Origin of the sequence: Sneathiella sp. P13V-1 (assembly GCF_015143595.1) — a bacterium.
Classification (GTDB): Bacteria; Pseudomonadota; Alphaproteobacteria; order Sneathiellales; family Sneathiellaceae; genus Sneathiella.
Genome location: NZ_WYEU01000002.1, coordinates 81773 through 108533, shown reverse-complemented (window position 1 = coordinate 108533; position 26761 = coordinate 81773). Strand labels below are relative to the sequence as shown.

The 26761-nt window shown below is 48.2% G+C and carries 21 protein-coding genes and 1 other RNA gene; 4 read left to right on the top strand and 18 right to left on the bottom strand.

Annotated elements, in window-relative coordinates; genetic code table 11:
* Positions 1-176 precede the first annotated feature (176 nt).
* Complete coding sequence (locus tag GUA87_RS07445; RefSeq protein WP_193715941.1) at positions 177-644, top strand: Dps family protein; 468 nt, start codon at positions 177-179, stop codon at positions 642-644.
* 39 nt (positions 645-683) lie between these two features.
* Here the strand turns inward: GUA87_RS07445 and GUA87_RS07440 are convergent, their stop codons facing one another.
* The 4 genes from GUA87_RS07440 to GUA87_RS07425 form a co-directional block, all read right to left on the bottom strand.
* Positions 684-2534 carry a cation:proton antiporter gene (locus tag GUA87_RS07440; protein WP_193715940.1) on the bottom strand — a complete coding sequence of 617 codons (1851 nt, stop codon included), beginning with the start codon at positions 2532-2534 and terminating at the stop codon, positions 684-686.
* Between the two features lie 152 nt (positions 2535-2686).
* An RNA gene (gene rnpB, locus GUA87_RS07435) (RNase P RNA component class A) lies at positions 2687-3069 on the bottom strand.
* Positions 3070-3101: 32 nt separating this feature from the next.
* A complete protein-coding gene (locus tag GUA87_RS07430; protein WP_321575887.1) occupies positions 3102-3788 on the bottom strand; it encodes an N-acetylmuramoyl-L-alanine amidase in 687 nt (228 codons plus the stop codon).
* 1 nt (position 3789) lies between these two features.
* Positions 3790-4530, bottom strand: coding sequence for a TerB family tellurite resistance protein (locus GUA87_RS07425; protein ID WP_193715939.1), 741 nt, complete (start codon positions 4528-4530; stop codon positions 3790-3792).
* A gap of 181 nt (positions 4531-4711) precedes the next feature.
* Between GUA87_RS07425 and GUA87_RS07420 the strand changes: the two genes are divergently transcribed.
* Positions 4712-5926, top strand: a complete 1215-nt coding sequence (locus GUA87_RS07420; protein ID WP_193715938.1) for an MFS transporter — start codon at positions 4712-4714, stop codon at positions 5924-5926.
* Positions 5927-5973: 47 nt separating this feature from the next.
* On the opposite strand, the gene ccoS is transcribed toward GUA87_RS07420, so the two are convergent.
* The 12 genes from ccoS to GUA87_RS07360 all read right to left on the bottom strand — a co-directional run bounded on the left by ccoS (position 5974) and on the right by GUA87_RS07360 (position 20094).
* On the bottom strand, positions 5974-6126 hold the full coding sequence (gene ccoS, locus GUA87_RS07415) for a cbb3-type cytochrome oxidase assembly protein CcoS (protein WP_193715937.1): 153 nt from the start codon (positions 6124-6126) through the stop codon (positions 5974-5976).
* Positions 6123-8444, bottom strand: coding sequence for a cation-translocating P-type ATPase (locus GUA87_RS07410; RefSeq protein WP_193715936.1), 2322 nt, complete (start codon positions 8442-8444; stop codon positions 6123-6125). Before GUA87_RS07410 ends, ccoS begins: the two co-directional genes overlap by 4 nt.
* Positions 8432-8914, bottom strand: coding sequence for a FixH family protein (locus GUA87_RS07405; protein ID WP_193715935.1), 483 nt, complete (start codon positions 8912-8914; stop codon positions 8432-8434). Before GUA87_RS07405 ends, GUA87_RS07410 begins: the two co-directional genes overlap by 13 nt.
* 11 nt (positions 8915-8925) lie before the next feature.
* Complete coding sequence (ccoG, locus tag GUA87_RS07400; protein ID WP_193715934.1) at positions 8926-10383, bottom strand: cytochrome c oxidase accessory protein CcoG; 1458 nt, start codon at positions 10381-10383, stop codon at positions 8926-8928.
* Positions 10384-10466: 83 nt separating this feature from the next.
* Positions 10467-11333, bottom strand: coding sequence for a cytochrome-c oxidase, cbb3-type subunit III (ccoP, locus tag GUA87_RS07395; protein ID WP_193715933.1), 867 nt, complete (start codon positions 11331-11333; stop codon positions 10467-10469).
* A complete protein-coding gene (locus GUA87_RS07390; protein ID WP_193715932.1) occupies positions 11333-11485 on the bottom strand; it encodes a cbb3-type cytochrome oxidase subunit 3 in 153 nt (50 codons plus the stop codon). Before GUA87_RS07390 ends, ccoP begins: the two co-directional genes overlap by 1 nt.
* 8 nt (positions 11486-11493) lie before the next feature.
* On the bottom strand, positions 11494-12219 hold the full coding sequence (gene ccoO / locus GUA87_RS07385; protein WP_193715931.1) for a cytochrome-c oxidase, cbb3-type subunit II: 726 nt from the start codon (positions 12217-12219) through the stop codon (positions 11494-11496).
* A 5-nt stretch (positions 12220-12224) separates the two neighbouring features.
* The gene (gene ccoN, locus GUA87_RS07380) at positions 12225-13847 is read right to left on the bottom strand and encodes a cytochrome-c oxidase, cbb3-type subunit I (RefSeq protein ID WP_193715930.1); all 1623 of its coding nucleotides are present in this window, start codon (positions 13845-13847) and stop codon (positions 12225-12227) included.
* Positions 13848-14070: 223 nt separating this feature from the next.
* The gene (gene hemN, locus GUA87_RS07375) at positions 14071-15420 is read right to left on the bottom strand and encodes an oxygen-independent coproporphyrinogen III oxidase (RefSeq protein WP_193715929.1); all 1350 of its coding nucleotides are present in this window, start codon (positions 15418-15420) and stop codon (positions 14071-14073) included.
* Between the two features lie 10 nt (positions 15421-15430).
* Positions 15431-16243, bottom strand: coding sequence for a Crp/Fnr family transcriptional regulator (locus tag GUA87_RS07370; RefSeq protein WP_193715928.1), 813 nt, complete (start codon positions 16241-16243; stop codon positions 15431-15433).
* Between the two features lie 244 nt (positions 16244-16487).
* Positions 16488-18278, bottom strand: coding sequence for an acyl-CoA dehydrogenase family protein (locus tag GUA87_RS07365; RefSeq protein ID WP_193715927.1), 1791 nt, complete (start codon positions 18276-18278; stop codon positions 16488-16490).
* 28 nt (positions 18279-18306) lie between these two features.
* On the bottom strand, positions 18307-20094 hold the full coding sequence (locus GUA87_RS07360) for an acyl-CoA dehydrogenase family protein (protein WP_193715926.1): 1788 nt from the start codon (positions 20092-20094) through the stop codon (positions 18307-18309).
* A 112-nt stretch (positions 20095-20206) separates the two neighbouring features.
* Here GUA87_RS07360 and gcvA point away from each other — a divergent pair, with 112 nt between their 5' ends.
* Both gcvA and GUA87_RS07350 read left to right on the top strand, forming a co-directional pair.
* Entirely contained in the window at positions 20207-21109 is a 903-nt protein-coding gene (gene gcvA / locus GUA87_RS07355) for a transcriptional regulator GcvA (protein ID WP_193715925.1), read from the top strand.
* 65 nt (positions 21110-21174) lie between these two features.
* The gene (locus GUA87_RS07350; protein WP_193715924.1) at positions 21175-21819 is read left to right on the top strand and encodes an MBL fold metallo-hydrolase; all 645 of its coding nucleotides are present in this window, start codon (positions 21175-21177) and stop codon (positions 21817-21819) included.
* Here the strand turns inward: GUA87_RS07350 and GUA87_RS07345 are convergent.
* Both GUA87_RS07345 and GUA87_RS07340 read right to left on the bottom strand, forming a co-directional pair.
* Positions 21816-23195 carry an adenylate/guanylate cyclase domain-containing protein gene (locus tag GUA87_RS07345; RefSeq protein WP_193715923.1) on the bottom strand — a complete coding sequence of 460 codons (1380 nt, stop codon included), beginning with the start codon at positions 23193-23195 and terminating at the stop codon, positions 21816-21818. The two genes, GUA87_RS07350 and GUA87_RS07345, sit on opposite strands and share 4 nt — an antisense overlap.
* Positions 23196-23294: 99 nt before the next feature.
* Positions 23295-26711 (bottom strand): indolepyruvate ferredoxin oxidoreductase family protein, encoded by a 3417-nt coding sequence (locus tag GUA87_RS07340; RefSeq protein ID WP_193715922.1) that lies wholly within the window; start codon positions 26709-26711, stop codon positions 23295-23297.
* Between the last annotated feature and the right edge of the window lie 50 nt (positions 26712-26761).

The following is a 26761-nucleotide window of genomic DNA, read 5'->3' as shown; positions in this document are numbered from 1 at the left end:
GAATTTTCTTCTTATATTTTATTATGTTCATCTTTTGTTCTACATTGATTTGATTTCGATCTTTGCCTGCAGAAGAAGACGCCTTAAAAATAAACTTGTGAAATTTGAGCGTGTTCCCTCTTTAAATTCTGCCAAAACTCACTACATTTGAATAATTCTAAAAAAGGAAGGAAATCATGAGCGAGATCAACATCGGCATTCCACAAGACGATATGCACAAAATTGCAGACGGCCTGAAGCATCTGCTTGCGGATAGCTACACCCTCTATCTGCAAACTCATAATTTCCATTGGAATGTAACAGGCCCCAAATTCCGAGACTTGCACTTGATGTTCGAAGAGCATTACAACGAACTGGCTCTGGCTGTGGATGAAATCGCCGAACGCATTCGAACCCTGGGTGTTGTCGCACCAGGAACCTACAAAGCGTTTGCAGGCTTAAGCAGCATTAAAGAGGTTGAAGACATACCCTCAGCAGATGATATGGTTCGTATCCTGACAGCCAGCCACGAAACGGTGGTCAGAACCTGCCGGGATGTATTGAAAATTGCGCAGGATGCAGATGACGAGTCAACGGCAGCGCTTGTATCTGACCGAATGCGCATCCATGAAAAAACTGCCTGGATGCTTCGCTCCCTGCTCTAACCCCGACAAACAAAAAGAGAGGCCTCCAGCCTCTCTTCTTTAATCCAGAACTTCCCAACGCTCCTGTATTTTTCCGTGGGTTTTTTCTTGTTCATCGCGATAGGAGGACAAACTTCCATCGAGTGTCCGCTCTATGAGCTTATCCAACGCCCTCGCCGTATGCACGCGCGTCAAATAAACGTAGTCCGCGCCAGCTTCATATAGCTCGTCCGCAGCTTTAGGTTTCTCAGCATTTACGATAATCACTGCATTTTCATTCATTGCCCTGAGATCGTGCACCAACGTTCGATTGTTAGTTCCCCGCAAGATTTCATCCGGAATGGTTGCGACAATCACACTAGCCCGATCCACACCCGCGTGGCGCAGGGTCTGCTCACTGGCGAGATCTCCGTACTTTACAGAGGCACCCATTTTTCGAATTGCAGGGTGAATTTGCACATTGAAATCAATCACAAGAATACGCTTCATCAATTCGGGACGATGGACGGACACTTCATGCAGCAATGACGACGCGACACGATGGAAACCAAGAAGGACGATGTCAGTTTCCACCTCTTCATCTTCAATTTCGGCGGGTGGTTCTTTAAAGCCCAACTTTTCAAGCGCCGGTGCAAGCCAACCGTATATTTTATATGCATTCTTAAAGTTAAAAGGTGTCAACAAGGCCGTTGCGATAAACGCAAAAATGATCGTACTTCCGAATTCCTTGGACAAATGACCCTGCTGTATCCCAAGAAACGCAATCACCAAACCAAACTCAGACAGCTGCGCCAAACGAATTGCTGATGTCTGGGCATGTCGCCTATCCCCACCTGAATAATAAAAAAGAGGAAAGAAGATAAGTTGCCTTGCAAGTAGGCCGAAGAACACCAGCATCACCGCGACGATTACTACGGAATAATCCTGAATTTCAGGAATACTCATTCCCAATCCGACAAAGAACAAAACAATGAAAAAGTCGCGGACGATCCCTACTTTGGCAATAATGTCCCGGCTATAAGGCAATGTGGCAATGGTCATCCCGGCAATCAAGGCACTCATGCCGGATCCCACGGACAATGAAGTTGGCAACTCGAACAGATAACCAGCCACATAGTCCAAACTACTGCCAACAAATACGATTGTAAAACACCAGCCGATAGCACCCACAAAAATCATCTGTGGTTCTTTAGCGAGCCATTTGAAGGCTCGGACCACAACACCTCGCGCCAACGCCACAGAAATTGCCACCAGTATAAACATACCGAAAAATGAAATCAGCGCAGAGCTTAATTCAGGAGCATGGAATGTAGGCTGAAGGACAAGCACGATAATCGCCCAGATGTCCTGAAACACCAGCAATCCAAGGGCCAAACGGCCGCTTTCTGTTCCCAATTCAAACCGTTCCTGAAACAGTTTGATCACAAGCAGGGTAGAAGAGCCAGCGAGGAAAATTCCGAAGTATAAAGCGTCGTAGTTTCCAGGAAACAGGCCATCCAATCCTAAGAACAAGCAAAGTTTGACGACCCCGATCCCTAAAAGAACGGTGAGTGGATACTGAAAAACTCCCGAGATAATTATAATCTTGCCGCTACTCATGATCTTTCGGACATCGATCTCAAGTCCAATCATGAATAACAGCAAAATGAAGCCCAGTTCAGCGATGGTGTCGATGTTTTTTGGCTCTGTAATAAGCCCAAAACCAATCGGTCCAACAAGTATCCCGGCAATCAAAAAAGCTGCGATGCTGGGCATTCCTACACGAACAGCGACAATACCGATAACACTTGCCACAAAAAGGCAGATACCAATATCATACACCAATGGTGGCAGCGCCACTCCGGCGGCTAATGCTGGTGTGGGAAACAGTAATGTCACTGCAAACAGCAAGAACATAGTTAGAGCGTCCATGCTGCTCTTTTTGAACCGATACCCCACTCTTTTCCCTTCACCAAATCAAAGCTCTGCGACTAACTTTAACCTATTAAACAACTTGGTTTAACGGAAAGTCTTTTCAAATATCCATCTAATATGACAAGGCCATTAAAGGCATGCCTGGAATACGCGTCAGATGGTCTGTAAGCCGGGTTCTGTCCTCGATTTCTCGATGGATGACCATTCATCTAGAGAGCCTGTTGCCAGACCCTTCAAGCAACCAACCCGGACGGTAGCCCGGAAAACCTGCTTGCGCAGCACCAAAAGGCCTACGCCGACCGTCCCTATTAGGTTTTGCTCCCGGTGGGGTTTACCATGCCGCTTCTGTTGCCAGTCGCGCGGTGCGCTCTTACCGCACCCTTTCACCCTTACCTGTATAACAGGCGGTTTGCTTTCTGTGGCACTTTCCCTAGGGTCGCCCCCGCCGGCCATTAACCGGCACCGCATTTCCGTGGAGCCCGGACTTTCCTCTCCCCAATCTAAATTAGGCAGCGGCCATCCAACCATCTGACAAAACTGATTTACGCTTCATGTGATATCAGGTCAAGAGGACAACTGCAGACAGAGGGTTCTTGCAATCCGCTGAGTTTCTTCATCGGGCAGGCCACTCAGGATATTAGGGCGCCAATGACGCTGGAAAGCGAGAATGGTTTTCTGTAAATTTGAACAGTCGTAACCGATCTGTTTCAAATCTTCTATTAACTGCGCTTCCCCCCTTGCCTCTCCCAGTTTTTTCGTGGGCCACATCCCAATGCCCATTGACGCTAAGAGCTTCCAGTTAAACTTCTCTCCCGGGTCTTCTTTTCGCTCAGGAGCCAGATCTGAATGCCCAATAACATTCCAAGGCTTTATGTCGTGGCGCCGCACAATCTCTTCTGCAAGAAGAGCAACACTCTTCATCTGTTCTTCAGCAAAATCGACATACCCGAACTCATGCCCAGGATTAACAATCTCAACGCCGATTGATGCTGAGTTCAAATCGGTGATACCGCGCCAAACACCCACACCCGCATGCCATGCACGCTTGTCTTCTGATACAAGTTGATGAACCTCTCCATCTTCCATGACAAGATAATGTGCACTTACCTCGGCCCTTGGATCGCAAAGGCGCCGCAACGCAGCCTCTGCAGTAACCATCCCTGTATAATGCACCACCAACACAGTAGGCACCGCGCCTTCATTGCGATCATTGAAGTTTGGAGACGGTGTATGTGTAACCTCAACAGGCACCTCACATACCTCGCTTGCTACTTACCTCATCATAAGCGGCATTAATCTTTGCGATTTTTTCATTTGCAAGTTCAACAAATTCTTGCGGCAATCCTTCTGCGATCACTTTATCCGGGTGATTTTCGCGAATTAGCGCACGATAGGCTTTCTTCAATTCCTCATTTGAGATTTCAGGTGACACCCCCAAAATTCGATATGGATCTCGCGCTTCAGCACCAGAATGATAACTTCTAAAGCGATCGTAAGCATGTTCATCGAAACCGAAGATTTCAGCAATATTCCGAAGATATTCGTCTTCATCGGGATGCAAAACGCCGTCGGCCATGGCAATTGAAAACAAACCGTGGAGCAAATCTTCCATCACTTGAGGGCTGTTTTTAAACATCCGCGCAACCTGTTTCGCATACGCCTCATACCCAGCGGCATTTTTTCGCGCCTGATCAAAGACCTTACCAAAGTTCTTTTCCTCTTCGGGCGGGATACGGAACACGCGTTTAAAAGCGTCGACTTCATCACGGGTAACAACACCGTCAGCTTTCGCCAGCTTGGCACCAAGAGCAACAACCGCGATTGTAAAAGCGACTTGTTTTAGTCCTGTCGGCGCTTCTTCACCTTCGGTTTCCTCATCCGTATCACGATATTTATCGACAACGTGCCCTGCGACACCGCCCATTAATGCGCCAAGAGGACCGCCCAGCAACAAACCCGCTGCACTTCCTAGAATTTTACCCCAAATTGCCATGATTTTCTCTTAATCGACGGTTGTTCAACCCAAGTATATCAGCCAAAACAGATAATTAACAACCAATCTTAAATGAACCCTATCAATTCCGATGATAAGGTGAATGAATTGCTGATAGTTTGCTATACAACAAAAGGGGCGATAAGATGACACCAGACACCTCTAATTAAGGCCCCCGTCAATGATAAAGAAATCCTGGAAAGAAAACCCAGAAGTCCTGCTGATGATCACCGCTGCTGGCTGGGGATTAGGCTGGGCAACCTGGATGGCTCTGCTTAACAATTTCGCTGTGGATATGGTGAATTTCACAGGTAAGGAAATCGGTATCCTCCAATCTTTACGCGAAATTCCGGGCTTTCTGGCGTTCACGGTTGTCTTCGCCCTGCTGATCATTGCAGAACAAAGACTTTTAATGTTGTCATTACTTGTTTTTGGAGTTGGCGTTGCGCTTACCGGTTTCTTTCCTTCTGAAATTGGCTTCTATCTTACGACCATTCTGATGTCGATTGGCTTTCACTATCATGAAACCTTGCGTCAATCTCTAACACTTCAATTGGTATCAAAAGAGAGAGCCCCTCTGGTCATGGGGCGTCAGATATCGGCGCAGGCTTTTGCGTCGTTAGCGGCGTACGGTTTGATCTTCGCGGCGACAAAGCTTGCGGATCTGGATTACGCCGTGATGTACGCAACAGGTGGCGCGATCTCCGTGTTTGTAGCCCTCTTTTGTTGGTCTGCCTATCCAATGTTTAAGGCCGCGGTCCCGCAAACAAAGAAAATCGTCCTTCGAAAAAGATACTGGCTCTATTATGCGCTGACCTTCTTATCCGGGGCGCGACGACAGATTTTTATGGTCTTCGCTGGTTTTATGATGGTGGAGAAATTTGGCTATGACGTTTCCACCATTACTGCGCTATATCTGGTGAACCACGCCATCAATATTTTTCTTGCCCCCCGTATTGGTCGTCTAATCGCACATTGGGGAGAGAGAAAAGCCCTCGTGTTTGAGTATGTCGGTCTGTTTTTTGTGTTCACCGGCTACGCCTTTGTGGAAAGTGCCGTGATGGCCGCAGCCCTCTATATCATCGATCATCTCTTCTTTGCGTTTGCCATTGGCATCAAAAGCTATTTCCAGAAGATTGCGGACCCGAAAGACATGGCCTCTACAGCCAGCGTGAGCTTTACGATCAATCACATTGCAGCGGTGGTGATCCCCGTAGTCTTTGGTATTCTCTGGCTGACCTCACCTGCCAGCGTTTTCCTCGCAGGGGCTGCAATGGCGGCGATGTCGCTTCTGTGCTCACTGAACATCCCGTTTGCACCGGAGCCTGGAAATGAAACTATAAAAGGGCCACGTTTTCCAGAAGAAGAAGCGCTGATGGAAAAGGCAAGTTCCTAGCAAAAAGCCGCCCACACCGGGCGGCTTTTTTTTGAGCTTACAACCAATCAGGCAAGTGGCTCGTCATCATCAATCAGGATACGCTGAGCAGCCCCGTCAAGATCCTCATATTGCCCACTCTTAAGACTCCACAGAAAGGCCACCAGTCCAAGGCCGCCTAACAACAAAGCAATCGGTATCAGATATACAAGCACACTCATGCATTCATTCCTTTTCTGGATTTCCGCAACCGCATGGAATTAGCGCACACTACCAATGAAGAAGCTGACATGGCAATAGCCGCAAACAACGGGGTTACAAACCCGAGGACCGCTAACGGCACCGCAATCGCGTTGTAACCGAAGGCGAGACCAAAATTCTGCTTTACCAGACGATGAGAGAACCTCGCAACCTCAACAGTTTCAAGAACCGCAGAAAGACTTCTTCCCTGGAAAACAAAATCTGCGGCAGTTTGGCTCACATCTGCGGCAGAGGCAGGAGATAAAGACACATTAGCAGCAGTAAGCGCAGGCGCATCATTCAGACCATCGCCAACCATCAGAACATTACGTCCTTGTGCTTTTAGAGCTTCCAGATGTTGGACCTTCTGTTCAGGACGCATTTCAGCGTTCCAGTGGTCGATGCCCGCCTCTCTCGCCACATTTTCTGCAACATTCTTCCGGTCACCGGACAGCAGTTCCACATGCATTCCAAGTTTCTTCAACGCTTCAACTGTTTCAAAAGCGTCAGGGCGCATTGTATCTTCAAACAGGAACTGAACAGGTGCCTTTCCTGGTTCGCTGAGCCACATTTCAGGCCCAGCATTTTCTGCACCATCCAGCTCTTCAGCACTGCACCAGCTACGACTACCCAAACGTATTTCACCGGCATCTGTCTGGACGCTAAGCCCTAGACCGGGATGTTCTTCCACACCAGCAAGCTCTCCGCTCACACCACCAGCGGCACGAACCACAGCTTGGGCAAGTGGATGGCGGCTGGATCTGGCCATTTTCGCAGCCAAAACCAATGAGCTTTCTGAGATATCCGCTTTGTTTATGAGATCAAGGCGGCCTTCCGTAATCGTTCCTGTTTTGTCGAAGACAATTGTGTCAACAACGGCAAGGCGCTCCAGTCCATCCGCGGCTTTCACAAGGATACCGCGATGGAGCAATCTTCCGCTTGCAACCACCTGAACGACTGGAACGGCCAACCCAAGTGCACATGGACATGTCACAATAAGAACAGCCACACCTTGCAGAAGGGCCACCTGCCAGTCAAAACCAAGTAACCACCAACCTGCAAAAGTCAGTGCTGACAAAATATGAACCGCAGGCGCATAATATTCAGCGATGCGATCAGCGATCCGAACGTATTTTGCGCGCCCCTGCTCCGCATTTTCCATCAGACGAACAATATCACCCAACAGTGTATTATCGCCTGTGTTTGTCGCTTTCACTTTAATAGGAGCGGACAAGTTCAAGGTACCCGCAAACACTGCGTTACCAACTGAGGCGTCTACGGGCAGACTTTCCCCCGTTACCAAACTGTTATCCACACTGGTCCGGCCTTCCAGGATTTCACCATCAACAGGGAACCGATCGCCAACAGCCACATGGACAGTTGTGCCGGGTGTGACATTGTCCACTGGGATAGAGCGATGGGTACCGTCAGCTTCAACAACAGTTGCCGCAACCGCTTTCATCAACAACAAGCGTTCCGCCGCTGATCTGGCTTTGCTTCGTGCCTGACTATCCAGATAACGACCGATCAACAGGAAAAACAGAAGTGTTACCGCCGCATCAAAATACGCGTAATGCCCACTTTGAATGGTTTCAGACAAGCTCATACCAACGGCCAGAATAACGGCCAAAGAAATTGGCACATCCATGTTAAGCCGGCCATTCTTAAGGGCCCCGATGGCGGATTTAAAGAAAACCTGACCGGAATATGCTACAGCCGGCATGGCAATCAAGGCCGACACCCAATGCATGAAGTCACGGGTTGATGGCCCCATGTCTTCTGAAAAGATCCCGGCCCAGACGGAGACTGACAACAGCATCACATTTGCCGCTGCAAATCCTGCGACACCAAGTGCCTTCAGGAGACGTTTGTTTTCTTCTTCCGATGCGGATTGCATCATGGCAGCATTATAGGGTGTAAGCGGATATCCCAGATCGATAACCGGCTTCACAAGGTCTGCGGCGCTTATTTTGTCCTGATCCCAACGCACCAACAGGCGACGTGTTGAAAAATTCACACGTGCCTCTTTAACGCCTTCCGCAGATCTTAGCGTTTTCTCGATGGATTGAATGCAGTTGGCGCAATGCATGTTTTCCACCAACAGATGAAGGACCGCATTGCCATCTTCATCCGTGTCCACAAAAGCCGATGGATCAGAGGCAATAAAGTTCTGGAAATCTGCAATCGGGCTGTTGGCATCGGCCAGTGCAATGGCACCACCGGAACAACAGTTACCGCTGAGGTCACGGCGCACACCGCTAAATTGCGGACTATCTGTTGGCTGAATTACTTGACCCATAGCCTTTTCTCCAGACGGTACGGTTTGTCATACCCCGCGCCATTGGCCAAAACAATGACATCCCATTGCCCAGGAAGTGGAAATTCCACAGTAGCCACAAATTTTTCCGCTTCCTTGGTCAAAGTAACCTCAAAATCGAGATCTTCCTGAGCAGGGCGCTTCAATACCATTGTGACGTCATCAAAAAACAGATCTTCGCCGTTTCGATCTTTCGCACTCAACGTCAGAATAGAAGAACTCTGCCCCAGATTTTCAGTATCCAGAAGCACCAGCCAATTTCTTGCCCGCTGCTCCAGATTTTCTTCAATGGCGCGGTTATAGTTTAACCCTTTCACATAGGCGTCCTTTTCGGTCACCCCAGAAAAACTGGTCAAAGCCACATAAACAAACACGCCATTGACGGCAAACATCACTCCAAAAAACGCCAGCAAAATCATAAATACATGTTTGCCTTCGAGTTTTTTCTCCACTACAGCCTCCATCACTTCGGCCCTTTAAACGTTGTACTTTGTTTCTCGGTCAAACCGCTAACAAGGTCTTTAACAATGATAGTGATATCCATACTTCCGCTTTCCAGCTCACTCCTTGGCGCTGCAATAAAGAGTTTAATCGCAGACAGTGTATCTCCAGGAACAGGAACGACGATATGCTCAAATTGCGGACCTTCACTCTGGTTCCACGCCTTGGCATTCTCTAGTCCATCAATCGTCACCTGGAAGCGTCGAACATCATGTACCTTGTTCAGAATTTTAACAGTGTATCCGTTTCGGATCGTGCCATCAGACAATTGAACAAAAAGTGGGTTACGATCCCGGATCACGTTCACATCAAGTGCAGAGCGTGTCAGCAAGGCATAGAGCATTATCGATCCAACCAAGGTCAGTAGAACTGCGTAGGCTATTGTCCGTGGTCGAATAAACGGAACATCTAGTTTTGTAATTGGCTCTTTCGATACACGGCCAATATGGGTGTCATAACTTATCAGGCCTTTTGGAAGGCCGACTTTTTCCATCACAGCATCACATGCATCAATACACAAAGCGCAACTAATGCATTCAAGTTGTGCACCATCGCGAATATCAATACCCATCGGACAAACCGCGACACACTGGTTACAATCAATACAATGGCCCCGCCCGTCCCATGTATCGTTTTTCTTGTGAGGCCCGCGAGGTTCACCACGCGCCGTATGGTATGTCACGGTCAATGAATGTTCGTCCACCATAGCGCCCTGAATCCGTGGCCATGGACACATATAAGTGCATACCTGTTCACGCATTAAACCGCCAAATACATAGGTGGTTGCCGTCAGAACACCGATCGTAGAATAAGCGACACTGCGGGCTTCGCCGGTTAGAACTTCCTGAATAAGGGTCGGCGCATCAGCGAAATAGAAAATCCAGGCACCGCCTGTCAGCAATCCAATGATGAGCCAACTGGTGTGCTTTGAAACCCTTTTCATAAGTTTAGAAAAGGACATTGGTGCTTTATCAAGTTTCAGGCGCGCGTTTCGATCCCCCTCGATCGCACGTTCAACAACGATAAACAGGTCAGTCCAAACTGTTTGGGGGCAAGAATATCCACACCATGCGCGGCCAAACAAAGACGTAACCATGAAAAGGCCAAGAGCCGCCAGGATCAATATACCAGTGATATAGTAGACTTCCTGAGGCCACAGCTCGATAAAGAAGAAATAAAATCTGTTATGCTCCAGATCGATCAGGATCGCCTGATCAGGAGCCAGTGGCCCACGATCCCAACGGATCCAAGGGCTTACATAATAAATGGCCAGCGTAATCCCCATGATAATCCACTTGAGGCGCCGAAACGTCCCTTCGGCACGTTTGGGATGGATTTTCTTACGACTGACATATAGGGAGCGGTTTTCTTTTTTATTTACCGCTTGGACGTCAATTTTTTCAACGGGGGAATTTGACACGTCTCTAGCTCCATAAGCGGTGCGCTGAGCGACTCAGCGCACCACATTTCTAGCATCAAACAACAACTAGTTTCTTTGGGCAATTACTCACCACCGCCCAAAGAATGTACATAGAGTGCAATCTGACGAATAACGGTGTCGTCCAAACGATCAGCCCAAGCAGGCATCACGTTTTGACGGCCATTCGCGATAGTTTTCTGAACGGTTTCTTTGTCACCGCCATAGAACCAAATTGCATCTGTAAGATTTGGTGCGCCGAACTCACGGCCACCTTTAGCATTTTCACCGTGGCAAGAAGCACATTCGTTCATGAAGACTTCTTTACCGCGTGCAACAGCCTCTGCGTCACGCCCTTCCTGAGACAGAGACAGAACATATTCCGTCACATCATTGACTTGACCTTTTTCCAAGATCTCGTCTTTAAGGAAGGCAGGCATTTCACCTGTGCGTGTTTCATCATGATCGGAACGAATACCGTACTGGATAGTGGCGTAGATCTCATCAACCTTACCACCCCATAGCCAGTCGTCGTCGTTCAGGTTAGGGAAGCCTGGGCCACCTTGCGCACCTGAACCATGGCATTGTGAACAGTTCACTGCGTAGTGAGAACGACCACCGGAAACTGCAAACTGGTACAGTTCCTGATTATTCTTCACGTCAGCAAGCTCTGTTTCCTGAAGCGCTTTGGTAACCTCAGCACGCCCAGCCGCCACAGTAGCCAGCTCTTCTGTCACCAGCGCACGTGAAGAATACCCCAACATACCGCGGGTATAGTCACTGACCAGAGGCCAGGCTGGCATTACAATCCAGTAACCGATGGACCAAACAATACATGCGTAAAAGGACCACAGCCACCAGCGAGGCATCGGAGTATCAAGCTCCTTAATGCCATCCCACTCATGACCAGTTGTTTCTGTGCCTGAGTGTTCGTCTCTTTCCACTTTGGACATTATTTATCCTCCTCAAGTGGGATATGCGCTGCGTGATCGAACTTTTCCTTGTTCTTTGGCCACAGTGCATAAGCAACTACGATGATGAACAGACCAAACAGGTACAATAGACCATATGTCTGCGCGAAATAGGAAACGTCTTGATAATCCATATCTCCTCCTATCTCTGGCCTGCTTTTTCGTCATAGGACTGGAAGTCCACAAGCGTACCCAGCATTTGCAGGTAAGCAATCAACGCATCAAGTTCGGACAGGCGCTCTGGGTTGCCGTCAAAATCGCGAACCTGAGCTTTTGGATAACGAGCGAGAAGTTCATCAACTTCGTCCGCATCCGGATTAACCTGAGTTTTCAGGTCTTGCTCGGCTTTCGTGATCATTTCGTCAGAGTAAGGAACCCCAACACGGCGGTTTGCAACTAGTTCCGCTGCAATATCAGGAACGCTCAGTTCGTTCTGTTCCAACCATGAATAAGATGGCATTACAGATTCCGGCACAACATCCTGAGGGCGGCGCATATGAGTGACATGCCATTCATCAGAATAGCGACCACCAACACGGGCAAGATCAGGACCAGTACGCTTTGAACCCCACTGGAATGGGTGGTCATACATACTTTCCGCAGCAAGGCTGTAGTGACCATAACGTTCTGCTTCATCACGAAGTGGACGAACCATCTGGCTATGGCAGTTATAGCAACCTTCACGGATGTAGATGTTACGACCAGCAAGCTCCAATGGGCTGTACGGGCGAACGCCTTTAACTTTCTCGATTGTGCTTTCCAGATAGAAAAGCGGCACGATTTCAACGAGGCCACCGATGGAGACAACAACAAGTGTCAGGATCACCATCAGAATGGAATTTTTCTCAATGACTTTATGACTGATCATTTTCCTTACCTCCCTGCCGCAAATTCTGGATTGGCAATCAGAGTTTCTGATTCAGCTTCTTTGACATCACCGCGGGCTGTACGCCACAGGTTGTATGCCATAATTAGCGAGCCGATCAGGAACAGAACACCGCCAAGGGCACGGATTACGTAGAATGGATGCATCGCTTCTACAGTTTCACTGAAAGAATATTCCAGGAAGCCGAAGCTATCATATGCGCGCCACATCAGACCTTGCAGGATACCGGATACCCACATCGCTGTGATATACAGCAGGATACCAACGGTAGAGACCCAGAAGTGCAAGGAAACTAGCTTGTCGGAATAAAGTGACTTGCGGTTCCAAACCACTGGAACAAGGAAATAAAGGGCACCAAAGCTCACGTAAGCAACCCAACCAAGGGCACCAGAGTGAACGTGACCAATTGTCCAGTCTGTGTAATGGCTCAAAGCGTTCACAGCTTTAATAGACATCAGCGGACCTTCGAATGTGCTCATTCCGTAGAAGGCAACAGATGTCACCAGGAAGCGGATCACAGGGTCAGTTCTCAGTTTATCCCAAGCACCAGACAGGGTCATCAGACCATTGATCATACCACCCCAGGAAGGCATCCAGAGCATAACGGAGAATGTCATACCAAGTGTCTGTGACCAGTCAGGAAGCGCTGTGTAATGCAGGTGGTGAGGACCAGCCCATATATATAAGAAGATCAGTGCCCAGAAGTGGATAATAGACAAACGGTATGAGTAAACCGGACGTTCAGCGCGTTTTGGCACAAAGTAATACATGATAGCCAAGAAACCAGCTGTCAGGAAGAAGCCCACAGCATTGTGGCCGTACCACCACTGTGTCAACGCATCCTGCACACCAGAGAAGAGTGAATAACTCTTCACGCCGGTAATGCTAACAGGCATAGAGAGCGCATTGACGATGTGAAGCATCGCAACGGTCACGATAAACGCAAGGTAGAACCAGTTCGCCACATAAATATGTTTTTCCTGACGCTTCCAGAGCGTTACCAGGAACACCAGAAGATATACGACCCAGACAACTGTCAGCCAGAGGTCAACATACCATTCAGGTTCGGCATATTCTTTACCCTGAGTAATACCGAGTAGATACCCTGTTGCGGCCAGCACGATAAACAGCTGATAGCCCCAGAATACAAACCAAGGAGCAACATCACCAGCCAGACGCGCGCGGGATGTCCGCTGCACCACGTGGAAAGATGTTGTCAGCAGGATGTTACCACCAAAGGCAAAAATCACCGCTGACGTATGCAAAGGACGAAGACGTCCAAAGCTAGTCCAAGGTAGGTCAAGGTTAAGTACAGGAAATGCAAGTTGGAATGCAATTACAACACCAACCAGGAAGCCAACGACCCCCCAGAATGTTGATGCAATCACACCATATTTTACAATTTCCGTATTATAGACGATACCGCCCGGCCCCGCAGCTTCAGCAGGTCTGGAACGATAGTGACGAGAGATCAACGCGTAGGCCGCCAATACAGATGCGGCCGCGAAGACCATGCCATGGATCATCATTCCTTGATCTTGTGCTTTGGCAGAAAGCAAAAGGCCAAGGACAGCTCCGATGATCGAAAAGGCTATCCACAACAGGTTCATACCAGTCTTCCGTTTGTTGTTTGTTACATCGCTAGAGTGCAAAGCCAGAATTGGCTTTTCATTCAGGCAGGGTTACCCCCAGCCTGAACCTATTCGTACCCCCCTTTGTCGCATTGACTTGAGTCAATCCAACTAGGGTGGTTCAAAACAATTTTTTACAACTACTCAGGATAGTCAGAATATCTATCCTTAATGAACTAAAGTACTATAACTTTTAGTGAAATTATACAGCGCGGGAATGTTTGCCTACCCCTTTCTTGAGATAAGTGTCAAACACGGCACAGATGGTTCGAACGAGATATCGCCCATCTTCTGTGACTGTAATACGCTTTTCATCCAGTTTCACGAGGCCGTCTTGTTCGAATGAGACAAGACGTTGCAATTCTTCATCAAAGGTGTCTGCTGATTGGTGATGGCGCGCTGTTAGCTCTGCAAGATCTACTGTCAAATCACACATCAGGCGCTCAATAACATCCCGCCGCATTTTATCGTCGGTTGTCACCGCAATACCTTTGGCCACTGCGAAACCGTTATTCAACACCTGCTTTTTATAGTCGCCGATTGGGACTGTATTCTGAACATACCCTTGCGGCAGACTACCGATCGAAGAAGCTCCAATGCCGATCAGAGTATCCGCTTCGTCTGTCGTATAACCCTGAAAATTTCTGTGCAATTTTTGCTCTTTCAAAGCAATTGCCATTTCATCATCAGGGCTTGCAAAATGATCCAAACCGATTTGCTCATAACCAAGCTCATTCAGACGGTTGGATGCCCCCATTGCCTGAGCAACCCGTTGCTCCGTACCTGGAAGATCCTCATCATTTATCATTTTCATATGAGTTTTCATCCATGGAACATGGGCATACCCAAAAAGAGCAACCCGGTCGGGGCGCAACTCATGTGACAGTTCAACGGTTTTGATGACATCCTGCACGCTTTGAAGTGGCAAGCCGTACATCAGATCAAAATTGATGCTGTTAATCCCGTTTTCGCGCAGCAGACGCACTACCTCAGCTGTCATTTCGTAGGATTGTACCCGGTTGATTGCTTCTTGAACAACCAGATTAAAGTCTTGTACTCCTAAGCTGGCGCGATTAATGCCGGCTTCGGCCAAAGCCTGAATTTTATCCGCATCAACAGTGCGCGGATCAATTTCAATTGCCCTTTCAGCATTTGGTGTCATTTCAAAATGGGCATCAATCAATTCCATGATGGACTTGAAATCTTCACCAGAAAGAATACTTGGCGTTCCGCCGCCCCAGTGAATATGGCCAACCTTCATGTTTTCAGGCAAGGCTTTCACCACAGTGCGAATTTCAGCCCGCATTGCATCTGCATATTCAGCAATCGGCTGATATTTCTTAGTGATTTTGGTATGACACCCACAGTACCAACACATCTGATTACAAAAGGGGACGTGCAGATAGAGCGATACAGGCTTTGAAGGATCCAATTCGTTCAGCCAGTGGCCATAAATCTCTTTATCAGAGAAAGGTGCAAAATGTGGTGCCGTTGGATAACTTGTGTAACGCGGCACAGGAGCCGCGTATTTTTTGGCTAGATCGGTAACCATAACGGGCCTCTTACACTTCGCCGTCTGCAATCATTGACAGCTCTTCAAAGTCCTTAACGACGACATGCTGCGCTGTTTCCAACTCGATGACGCCCGCTTTGCGAAGTTTGGTAATCGTCCGGCTTACAGTTTCAATGGTAAGACCAAGGAAATCTGCAACATCTGTACGGCTCATTGGAAGGAAGACATCAACTTCCTGAACCATTTCATCCTCTGGATGTACACCGGCATACTTTTTGGCCCTCTCGCATAAGAAATTAGCAATTTTCTCAACAGGTGTTTTGCGTCCCAGCAGCAACATATGATCCTGCAACGCAATCACTTCGTGCTGCATCATTTCCATCAATCGCCCCTGAACTGCAGAAAAGTTTTCTAAGGAGTGGTTCATGTTGGACACGGTAAATTGACAAACCACAACTTCGTTAATCGCTTCGGCATCAGACGAGAAGTGTCCGTCAGTTCCCAGACCAATAAAATCACCCTTGGATTTGAAACCAGTGATTTGACGGCGACCGTCATCCAGCATCCGAGACAAGCGTACATCACCAGAGACGACAGTGTAATAATAGCGTGCCTCATCAAACTCGTTGAAAAGTGTTTGTCCAGGGGCAAAAGTTTTGTGCTGACTTAGCGCCCCAAATTCTGCAAGTTCTTCACCTGAAAGTTTTGCGCATAGCGCCGTTTTATGGGCCGCACACGCACTACAGTAATTTGTTTTTGGCTGAGCGCCATTCCCCGGCATGGAATTGAAACGTTGGCATCCACCCTCATTTGCTACTGAACCGCCATTTTGCGCAGTTGTGTTTTCAGCATTCAAAGCCATCTTCTCCATCCTTCCTAAGTCACCTTAGTTCTCCATGCTCCGATCAAAGCGAAAGGGCAGGCAAGGAACAATGCGTCCGGATGTCGCACATCCCTTTTAGGAGGGTAGCACAGAATTACAGAAAAATATAATATTTGATTGAAATCAATTACTTAATCAGAAAAAGTCGCAAACGAAACTAGTTAAGCGACATTTTGTCACAGCTCGATAAATCGAGCTATGACATTCAAATTAAACAGAAATATCAGGCCAAACGAAGCAGTTCTGATGCTTCATCAAGTGTTACTGGAGTGGTGTCCAGCAACCGATTCCCGGCCGCCACTTCAAAGGAGGTTTCAGGAGCCCCCAACGGATCACTTGGCTTTAGTTTCGTATCCACCACGATGCGTGACATAAGCAACCTGCGCGCATCTCTGCCCATTGCACCAAGGCGGGCTCCTTCTTCCGCCATGTAGGCTGCTGTGGTTGAATGATAGAGCGCATTGGCGGCCTGACGGGACAAGGTTTCATTTCCGCTTTGCGCTACTTCATCCGCATAATCATGCGCGCGTTTTAAAAGTCCGCTCAGTTCGCCAGCATACTGGCCCGGAATTTCGGTTTTCGCAGAAATCCTACCAAGCAAATGATCTTGCAAATCATCATGAGCGCGAACCTTTGCCACAGCCCTTCCTGTAATATCCAGCGCATTGATATTAGATGTCCCCTCCCAAAGAAGGCCCGTATAAGCATCTCTTACAAGGCGTGGGTTGATCCAGTCTTCAATGAAGCCGACACCACCGCGCACCTCTAGCGCCCCACCTGCGACATCTACGTTATCACGGCATGTTCTGAATTTAAGAAGTGGAGTCAGAATACGATTGAGGCGCTCAGCGTCCCTATCTCCTTGATTTGACTGATGAAGTTTCACAGAAACATTCATAAACATGGACAAAGCCTGTTCGGTCGGGATCATAAGTTTCAGCAACTGCCTGCGCATCAACGGTTTCTGGATGACTGGCTCGCTAAACACTTCCCTGTTTTGAGACGCCATCAACGCCTCGTTCAGGCACCGGCGCATCATACCGGCTGCTCTTACGCCATGGGACAATCGCGACATAACGACCTGATCCATCATTTGGCGCAAACCATTATTTGGCTTTGCCCCTACATCACCAAAAGGATAGCCGACAGCCCCTTCAAAAATCACTTCACCCGACGGCATTGATTTCGTTCCAAGTTTATCCTTTAACCTGACAGTGCGGTATTTGTTGCGACTTCCATCTTCCAGATTCCTGGGAACCGCAAAGATGGCAAGGCCTTTGTTCCCCTCTGGTGCCCCTTCTGGGCGGGCAAGCACAAGGGTAACCCCTGCCCCAATATTTGAACAGAACCATTTATCTCCATAAAGCCGCCAAACACCACCTTCTTCGCGCGCTGTCACAGCCAGATTGGCAACCTCTGATCCCCCAATTTTCTCGGTCATAAATTGGGCGCCGGTGAGCAGCTCACCCATGTCTTGCGACATCATTTTCTTGCCATAGGTTTCCAGAAAATCTTTAGGTCCATGTTTTGCCAGCAACCCATATGACGTGTCCGTCATCGAAATCGGGCACATCAGGCCAAATTCAGATTGTGTAAATAGATAGGTGAAAACATATTTTGCCATTGGCGGCACTTTTTCAGGCCAGCCATGAACGCCGCTGACATGGGACATGCAATGGATCCCAAAATCCCCATAAGCGATTTTCTCCATCTCGCGATAGGCTGGGTGGTATTCCACCCAGTCCTCGTCTCTCCCCCGCGCATCACGGTGATGAAGAATAGGCGTGCGTTTGTCACTGACACGGGAAAGCTCATCAAGCCTCCCCCCTGCAATTTCACCTAACTTGTGAAACAAGGGGGTCATATGCTCCCTCAAGTCATCAGGAAGATATATATGCAGCAGGTCCTGTAGGTTTGGGTCAATTTCAAAGAAATTCAACCCGCTGCAATCGGGAGAGATCCAATCCTCCAGCTCCCGCTCTTCTTTCTTTTTCAGTACATTATTCAGAAACACGCCTTATTCCTTGTTCTTGATTTGGTGCTTACAAACTCAATATATCAGAAACTTCTTCAAAGTTCACTGCCCCGCCATCAAGAAGCGCTGCACTCGCTTTCTCTTCAAACTGGTCATTTTCCATGCCAAACGGATTACTTTGACCAAGTTTATGCTCCAACACCATTCGAGATAACAGAAGACGCCTTGCATCCCCACCTTGCTTGCCAAGTTTGGATCCCTCATCCGCTAACAGCACGGATGTTGTTGTGTGGTAAAGCGCACTTGCCGCTTTACGATAAAGTGGCTCACGCCCTTCCCGTGCGACCGCGTCCGCGAAATCAACACTCTGGTCCACAACCGATTTCAACTGCCCTGCGAACTGACCAGGGATCGTGTTATTATCTTCTACGATCTTGGTCAGGTCATCGCGGAGATTTTCATGGGCACCAACACGGGCAACTGCGCGCGTGATCACATCAATAGAATTAATGTTGGAAGTCCCCTCCCAAAGAACACCTAAATGCGCATCCCGGACAAGGCGAGGGTTCACAAAATCTTCGATGTAACCGTTGCCGCCCCGGACCTCCATGGCGCCCGTTGCAACTTTCACGTTATCACGTGCAGTTCTGTATTTCAGAAGCGGTGTTAGAATACGGGTTACGTTTGCTGCGTGTTGATCACCAGCATCCCCTTTTTCCATCATTGTGGCCGTATACATAAACATGGAAAGCGCCTGCTCCGTAGGCACCATTAGTTTCAACAACTGCCTACGTAGCAGCGGTTTTTCAACCAAACGACTACCAAACGCACGACGGTAGCCCGCAACAGCCAAGGCTTCGTTCAGGCAACGACGCATCATGGACGCCGCTCTCACACCATGTGAAATTCTGGAAATATTCACCTGGTCCATCATCATTTTCAGCCCGCGATTGGCATGAGGTCCAACCTCACCCAACGGATACACCCGCGCGCCATCAAAAATGATTTCTCCCGAAGCCATGGATTTACTACCCATCTTGTTCTTTAAGCGAACAATCCGGTAACTGTTGCGGCTACCGTCTTCCAGATGGCGCGGCAATGCAAACAGTCCAAGGCCTGCATTCCCCCCCGGTGCACCTTCTGGACGAGCGAGGAGAAGGATCACATCTGCGTCCGCGCAGGAGCAGAACCATTTTTCACCATATAGGCGCCATTCTCCATTTTCTTCCCGCGCTTGCAGCGCGATATTTGAAACGTCCGACCCTCCTGTTTTCTCAGTCATGAACTGACCACCTTTCAGGATATCGTCCATATCCTGTGAAAGCATCCGATCAAGGAACAGAGCTTTCGTTTCCTCATCTGCATAACGGGAAATCAGCATCGCCGTACTTTCAGTTGCTGAAATCGGGCAAAGTTGACCAAATTCTGATTGGCCGAACAAATACTGAAAGCCGTATTTTCCAACAGGCGGAATTTTCTCGTCCCACCCCAAAACGCCAGGGCGGTTACTCATGGCGTGAAGACCAAACTTTCCAAACGCCACATTTTCCATTTTTCGGTAAGACGGATGAAATTCGATCCAGTCTTCATCGCGGCCTTTTGCATCACGATTGTGAAGTTGCGGGATATGGCGATCTGCATCACGAGACCACACATCCAGATCATTTCCTGAAATTTCTCCCAAATCCCGATAATGAGGCGCCAAAAAAGCCTGCAGCTCTTCAGGCATGTAAACTGTCGCCACATCCTGAAAAGAATGATCGATGTCATAGAAATTCAGACCATGACAATCAGGGGCGACCCAATCCGATAGACTTTCAGGGTTAAATTCATTGTTTTTATTATAGAAGTTCATCGCATCATCTCCTGCATTGCATTTGCAGCTAAGTGTGCGAAATCCATCTACACTGGACAAACGAAAAAACTTCTGATTATGATTGATAATTACTCAATCAAAAATATTTAAAATGCTAATTATTCCAAGTAACTCAGGTTTAAAATCTTTCGAATCAGCCGCTCGTCACTTGAGTTTTAATAAAGCTGCAGAAGAGCTGAATGTCACTCCCGGGGCAGTGAGCCGGCAAATACAGAGCCTTGAAGAGTTTTTAGGGAAAACACTGTTTCATCGTCACCACAAGAAGGTTGAGCTCACAGCAATCGGCCGCCAATATCACGCGGAAATTTCCCAACCTCTACAGAAGATTTCAGCCGCTTCCGACAGAATTAGAACCACATCGCAAAACAACACACTGTCTATCTGCACCTACCCTTCTTTTGCTGTCAGATGGCTCATACCCCGCTGGGCGAAACTCCATGAAGATTTCCCAGATCTCAATATCCAACTGACAACTTCCTTAAATGCGGCAGACTACCTGGAAGACGGCTTTGATATGTCCATCCAAGTGCTCAAGGAAGGTTATTCACAGCGTGGGTTTAACATTGACAAATTACTGGATGTAAAAACTTTCCCAGTTTGCAGCCCAACTCTCGCGAAAGAAATTAGATCTTTCGAAGACTTGAACAAATTCCCTCTTCTTCATGAGAGCCCTCGACCAACTGACTGGCCTAGATGGTGTGAGTATGCTGGTGCGAGTAAAATCAACGCAAATGGTGGCATGAATTTCGAAAGCGCTGACATGGCCCTTCACGCAGCTATTGAAGGGATCGGGGTTGTCATTGGGATCGACATTCTCATCCGAGAGGACATCAAGAACGGCCGTCTTGTTAAGTTATTCGATCTTGAACGCCCCTCAACTCACCCGTTTCATGTTGTCACCTCTACCTCTTCCCGGCGCAATCCGAACATCGAGCACTTAAAAAACTGGTTATTGGAAGAGGCGGGACATGCTGAGGAGAGTGGTCAGACTTGACTAACTTTGCTATATAAGCCTCAACAAACAAGAATTGATGCGGCCATGCCGCCGATCGGAGCAAGATGAAAGCCGTAATTATACCAGTCACACCTTTTGCCCAGAATTGCACATTGATCTGGTGCGAAGAGACAAAAAAAGCCGCCGTGATCGACCCGGGTGGAGACCTGGACCACATTGTCAAAACCGCCGAAGACCAAGGCGTGGAAATTGAAAAGATTCTGATCACCCACGGCCACCTTGACCACGCGGGCGGAACGGAAGAGCTCAAAACACGCCTCAGTGTGCCTGTTGAAGGACCGCATGAAGCAGACAAATTCTGGATCGATCAACTACCGGAACAATGTTCTCGATACGGCTTTCCCCCATCCTTTGCATTTACACCTGAGCGCTGGCTTCATGATGGAGACACTGTAACTGTCGGCAACGAAACATTGGACGTGCTGCATTGTCCGGGTCACACTCCGGGTCATGTTGTATTTATCAACAAAGATCAAAAAATTGCATTTGTCGGTGATGTGCTTTTTCAGGGATCAATTGGCCGCACTGATTTTCCACAGGGGAACCACGACCAGCTGATCAGTTCCATACGTGAAAAGCTGTTCCCTCTCGGTGATGATATAGCTTTTGTCTCCGGCCATGGAAACATGTCGACCTTTGGGCAGGAAAAACAATCCAATCCGTTTGTCGCAGACCTTAATTTCGGTTAATCCCGCCGCGTCCAGATATCAACAGCCTCATTGCGGCCTCTAAGCTCTACTGGGCCGTGATGAGCAAATCCCTTCTCAACCGCAAAGTCAGAACCACCTGCCTGCTCTACAACAGCTGAACTTACAACTGCCTTCACAGCCAATTCGCGTGTCAGGGCTTCTAGTCGGCTACAAACGTTCACGGCGTCCCCGAGCACTGCAAATTCCAATCGCCGCTCTGATCCAATATCACCTAGAACCACTTCACCCGCATGAACACCAATTGAAGCTTTCACTTCCGGGAGGCCGTGTGATTTCCTTTTCTCATTCCAGCTTTTCACATCTGTCTGCATTTGCAGTACACAATTTATAGCGTTCTTTGCATCATCTTTACTGGGGATCGGGGTACCAAAAGTGACCATCAAACCATCCCCGAGGAATTTATCCAGTGTCCCGTTATTATCAAAGACAGCCTTCTCCATCAGATTATGAAATTCTCGAAGCAACATCACTGTCTCGTTCGGAGATGCTGTTTCCGCCATCTTGGTGAAGCCAACAATATCCACGAACATCACCACAACCGACTGGGATCTCACGTCACGCAACGGATGATCCCGCCCAGCGAGATGCTCAACCATGCTCGGAGCGAAGTATCTAGCCAGATTGGCACGTTCTCTCGCTGCTTCAGCCTGACGCATCAACAACCTATTGGAACGCCAACTGTTCAATGCCAAAATTCCCGCAACAATCGCGAAAATGAGGATCTCCTCAAAGCGCATATGTAAAAGATTCGAATCCGGATGAAGCAGTTCCAAAATCTCTGGTTTATGGCCTAGCAATTCTGATATCTGCTCAGAGATGTATGTATCAAAACCTGGCTGCTGAATAGCCCAGTAATAAGCGATCGCCCACAGAAGTGCCGTATACCATGTAACTGCGAACATGGTTTTCCAGGAATAGGCAAGTGCTGCCCCTGCCAGCAAAATATAGAAGTAGGAAAAATTGCTGATCCGATATTGAAGCGCTACAGTCCAATCTTGATGAGAAAAAGGATTTGGAACAACTAGTGTTACTGTCATCAATGCCAAATCAAGCGCCAGCAGAAGGAGCTCAATTCTGGAGCGGCCAACTCGACCTAGCTTCAACTGAGCATAGCCGTTCAGCATAAAGGCGCCAATCAGCGCCTCATAGTAGAGAAAACTCCAATCCCCAACCATAAAGAAAAGGAAAACGCCAACAACAGAAAGGGCTATGGTTCGCGCCTTGACAGCAAGAACAAGCCCTTCTCGTTTATTCTCTTTAAGCGCTTCTTCAAGAAATTGATTGGAGGCAAGCTCGTCTGGAGACGCCTCCTTATCACTGCGCTCGCTGACCTTCGGCAATACTGCGTCTACCATTGGCTTCCCCTTGACCTAGCTCGGTCCAACCCGCGTTTCGCATTATATAAGCGTTACGTTGCGGCATTCCAATGATTTTTGACATTGAAGTTACAAAGGTTAACTCAGTTTATTCAGTTTTTCTTTTGCCTTTTCAACAGCTTGCACCTTCACAGGACCGAAGCCTCTTATCTCCTGCGGCAGGGTGAAGACGGAAATTCTGCGATCACTTCCGACCGTGTCAGGATCGGAGAGCACACCGCGGACAGCACTCTTGTACCATTCGATCAACTCGCGTTCCATTTTACGCTCAGAATGATATCCGAAAATATCGAATGGAGTTCCCCGCACGGATTTCATCTTTGCAAGTACCGGAAAGGCTCCCCGGATCCATTGTCCGAATTTGATTTTCTTTGGACGACCACGGCTGTCTTCACCTCTTGCCAAGAGTGGCGGCGCAAGATGATGAATAATTTTAAAATCACCTTCAAACTGATCGGCAATTCTATTTTCAAAGTCACGAGAGGAATGAAGCCGTGCAACTTCATATTCATCCTTATAGCTCATCAGTTTGAACAAGCTTTTCGCAATGAGGACAAGCTCATCATCAGAGACGTCACTCCGAACTTCCTCAAGAAAATCCCTGTACTTTTGAGACCATGCTATGTTTTGATATTGCGTCAAAAACTTAACGTGATCGTCGATGATTTCTGCGGTTGTCTTTTCGAGCGCTGCTTTTTCCCTATCCGTCAGCTCTTCCAGCAATAGAGGTTTCGCTGCAAGCACTTGCCCCCATTTGAAGGCTTGCATATTTTTTTCAATCGCAACGCCATTTAACTCAATTGCGCGCATCAGAGCTCTGAACGAAAGGGGAACCAGTCCCTTTTGCCAGGCGGCACCCAGCATCAAAACATTGGCGAACACACTGTCCCCCAGAAGTTTTTCTGCTGCCCGATTGGCATCTACACCTGACAGATGCTCTGCCCCCAACGTAGCGTCGAGCAACTCAAATCGTTGATCCGACTTCAGGTCTGCATCTGGGTTAAGGGTAAAATCGCCTGTTGGCATATTCGCCGTGTTGACTACCCCTTGCGTTACACCGCGCTGGTAGGTCGCTGACGCCTTCGGGGATGTACTTACAACAATATCGCACCCGATAAGCGCATCGGCTGAGTTATCATCAATGCGTACCTGATTTATCTGATCAGGGTCTTCTGCAAGGCGTACATAACTGATTACTGGGCCAAATTTCTGGGCAAATCCCATAAAATCAAGAACCGATGCCCCTTTATTTTCCAAATGAGCGGCCATTGTGATGAGCTGCCCCACCGTAATAACACCTGTCCCGCCAACACCGGTAACAACTAGGCTATGAGGACGATCCAGCGCCTTCACGAAAGGCGTATCCAGCTTAGAAAGTTGCTCTTCCAAAACTGCCGTTAGGTCTTTCACTTTTGGTTTCGCACGCTGCCCGCCTTCAATCGTCACAAAACTCGGGCAGAAGCCTTCAAGGCAGGAGAAATCCTTATTACAGGCGTTCTGATTAATTCGCCTTTTCCGACCAAACTCTGTTTCATATGGCTCTACGGACAGGCAGTTTGAGGCTACAGAACAATCGCCGCACCCTTCACAAACATCCGGATTGATAAAAGCGAATTTGGCTGGATCTTCTATCAATCCTCTTTTGCGACGACGGCGCTTCTCTGTTGCGCAAGCCTGATCGTAAATGAGGGCTGTCACACCAGGGATTTCACGCAGCTCTTTCTGAATGTTGTTCAGAGCAATCCGATCGTCAAAAGTCACCCCTTTAGGAAAGTCAGCTGGATCAAATTTTCCAATATCATCGGATAAAAGTGCAATCCGTTCAATACCTTCCGCACGTAACGAATGAGCAATGGAGACAACATCCACAGGGCCATCCGCAGGTTGCCCTCCGGTCATCGCCGTTACATCGTTGAACAGGATTTTGTAGGTGATATTTGTATTCGCAGCGATAGCCTGACGAATAGCGAGAATGCCTGAGTGATAATAGGTCCCATCTCCTAGATTCTGGAATACATGCTTGTTTCCGTTGAAACGTGAATTGGCTACCCAATTCACCCCTTCGCCGCCCATCTGGATAAGATAGTTGGTGTCTCGGTTCATCCAGCTCGCCATAAAGTGACAGCCAATACCGGCAAGAGCTTTTGACCCTTCTGGAACTTTTGTGGACCGGTTATGCGGACACCCCGAACAGAAGTAGGGACTACGTGTTGCGCCTTCCACTTGAAGACAAACGGCATCTTCTGCCATCAAGGCGGTTACTTTTTCTTCCAGTTTCAAATCTGGAAAGACACCTTGAAGTCTTTTGGCAACGATGACCGCCAGTTGACGTGGGCTGAGTTCACCAATCCACGGAATAAGGCGTGCGCCAAACTCGTCATTCTTCCCAACCATTCTGAGCGGCTTTGTACCCGGATGATCGTAGAAATATTCTTTAAACTGACTTTCAATAATGCCGCGCTTTTCTTCAACGACAAGCACCTCTTCCTTGCCTTTCACAAAATCCAATGATGACTTTTTAGCGAGCGGCCAAACCATTCCGATCTTGTAAATGTCGATACCGATTTCGCGAGCCTCTTTTTCCCCAATTTCGAGAAGTCGAAGCGCTTCCATCAGATCCAAATGCGCCTTACCGGTTGTCACAATACCAAACTTAGCCTCCGCCACATCATAGATATGACGGTCAATTGGATTAGCCTCTGCAAAGGCAAGTACCGCATGTTTTTTAGCCTCCAAGCGCTCCTCAATCTGGGGGCCCGGCAGATCTGGCCACCGATAGTGAAGCCCTGAAGGTGGCGGCGTAAAGTCAGGCACTTTAAACTCTCGCGGCGCTTTCAACTCTACACTCATACCACTTTCAACAGTTTCAGTGGCCGCTTTAAAGCCTACCCACATGCCACTGTAGCGGGACAGGGCGTAGCCATATTCCCCAAATTCCAGATATTCCGCAACATTGGCAGGATTTAGAATTGGCATAAAGAATGTCATAAACGCCACATCAGACTGATGCGGCATGGAGGAAGACACGCTTCCATGATCGTCGCCAGCTACCACAAGAACGCCGCCCGTGGGTGAGGATCCATAGGCATTGCCATGCTTTAACGCGTCACCTGCACGATCAATCCCAGGCCCCTTGCCGTACCACATGCCAAAAACGCCCTGCACTTCTTTTTCAGGATCCGTTTCGACCTGCTGCGATCCAAGAACCGCTGTCGCAGCAAGCTCCTCATTTACAGCAGGGATAAACTCGATTTGCTCTTCCTTGAGCGTCTCTTTCAATGTCCAAAGCTCTTTATCAAGGGTCGCGAGCGGCGAGCCACGGTATCCGGCAATAAACCCGGCTGTTTTCAGACCTTTGTCTTTATCAAGCTGCTTTTGCATTAATGGAATTCGCGCCAGTGCTTGCGTACCCGTCAAAAAGACCCGCCCCGTCTTTTGGAAATACCGATCTTTCAGTTCATAGTCCCTGATTTCGATATTCTCATTGCTGGACATAGATACTCTCCTCGCTCCACAGCTCAACCTGATTAGATTTTATCACGCCG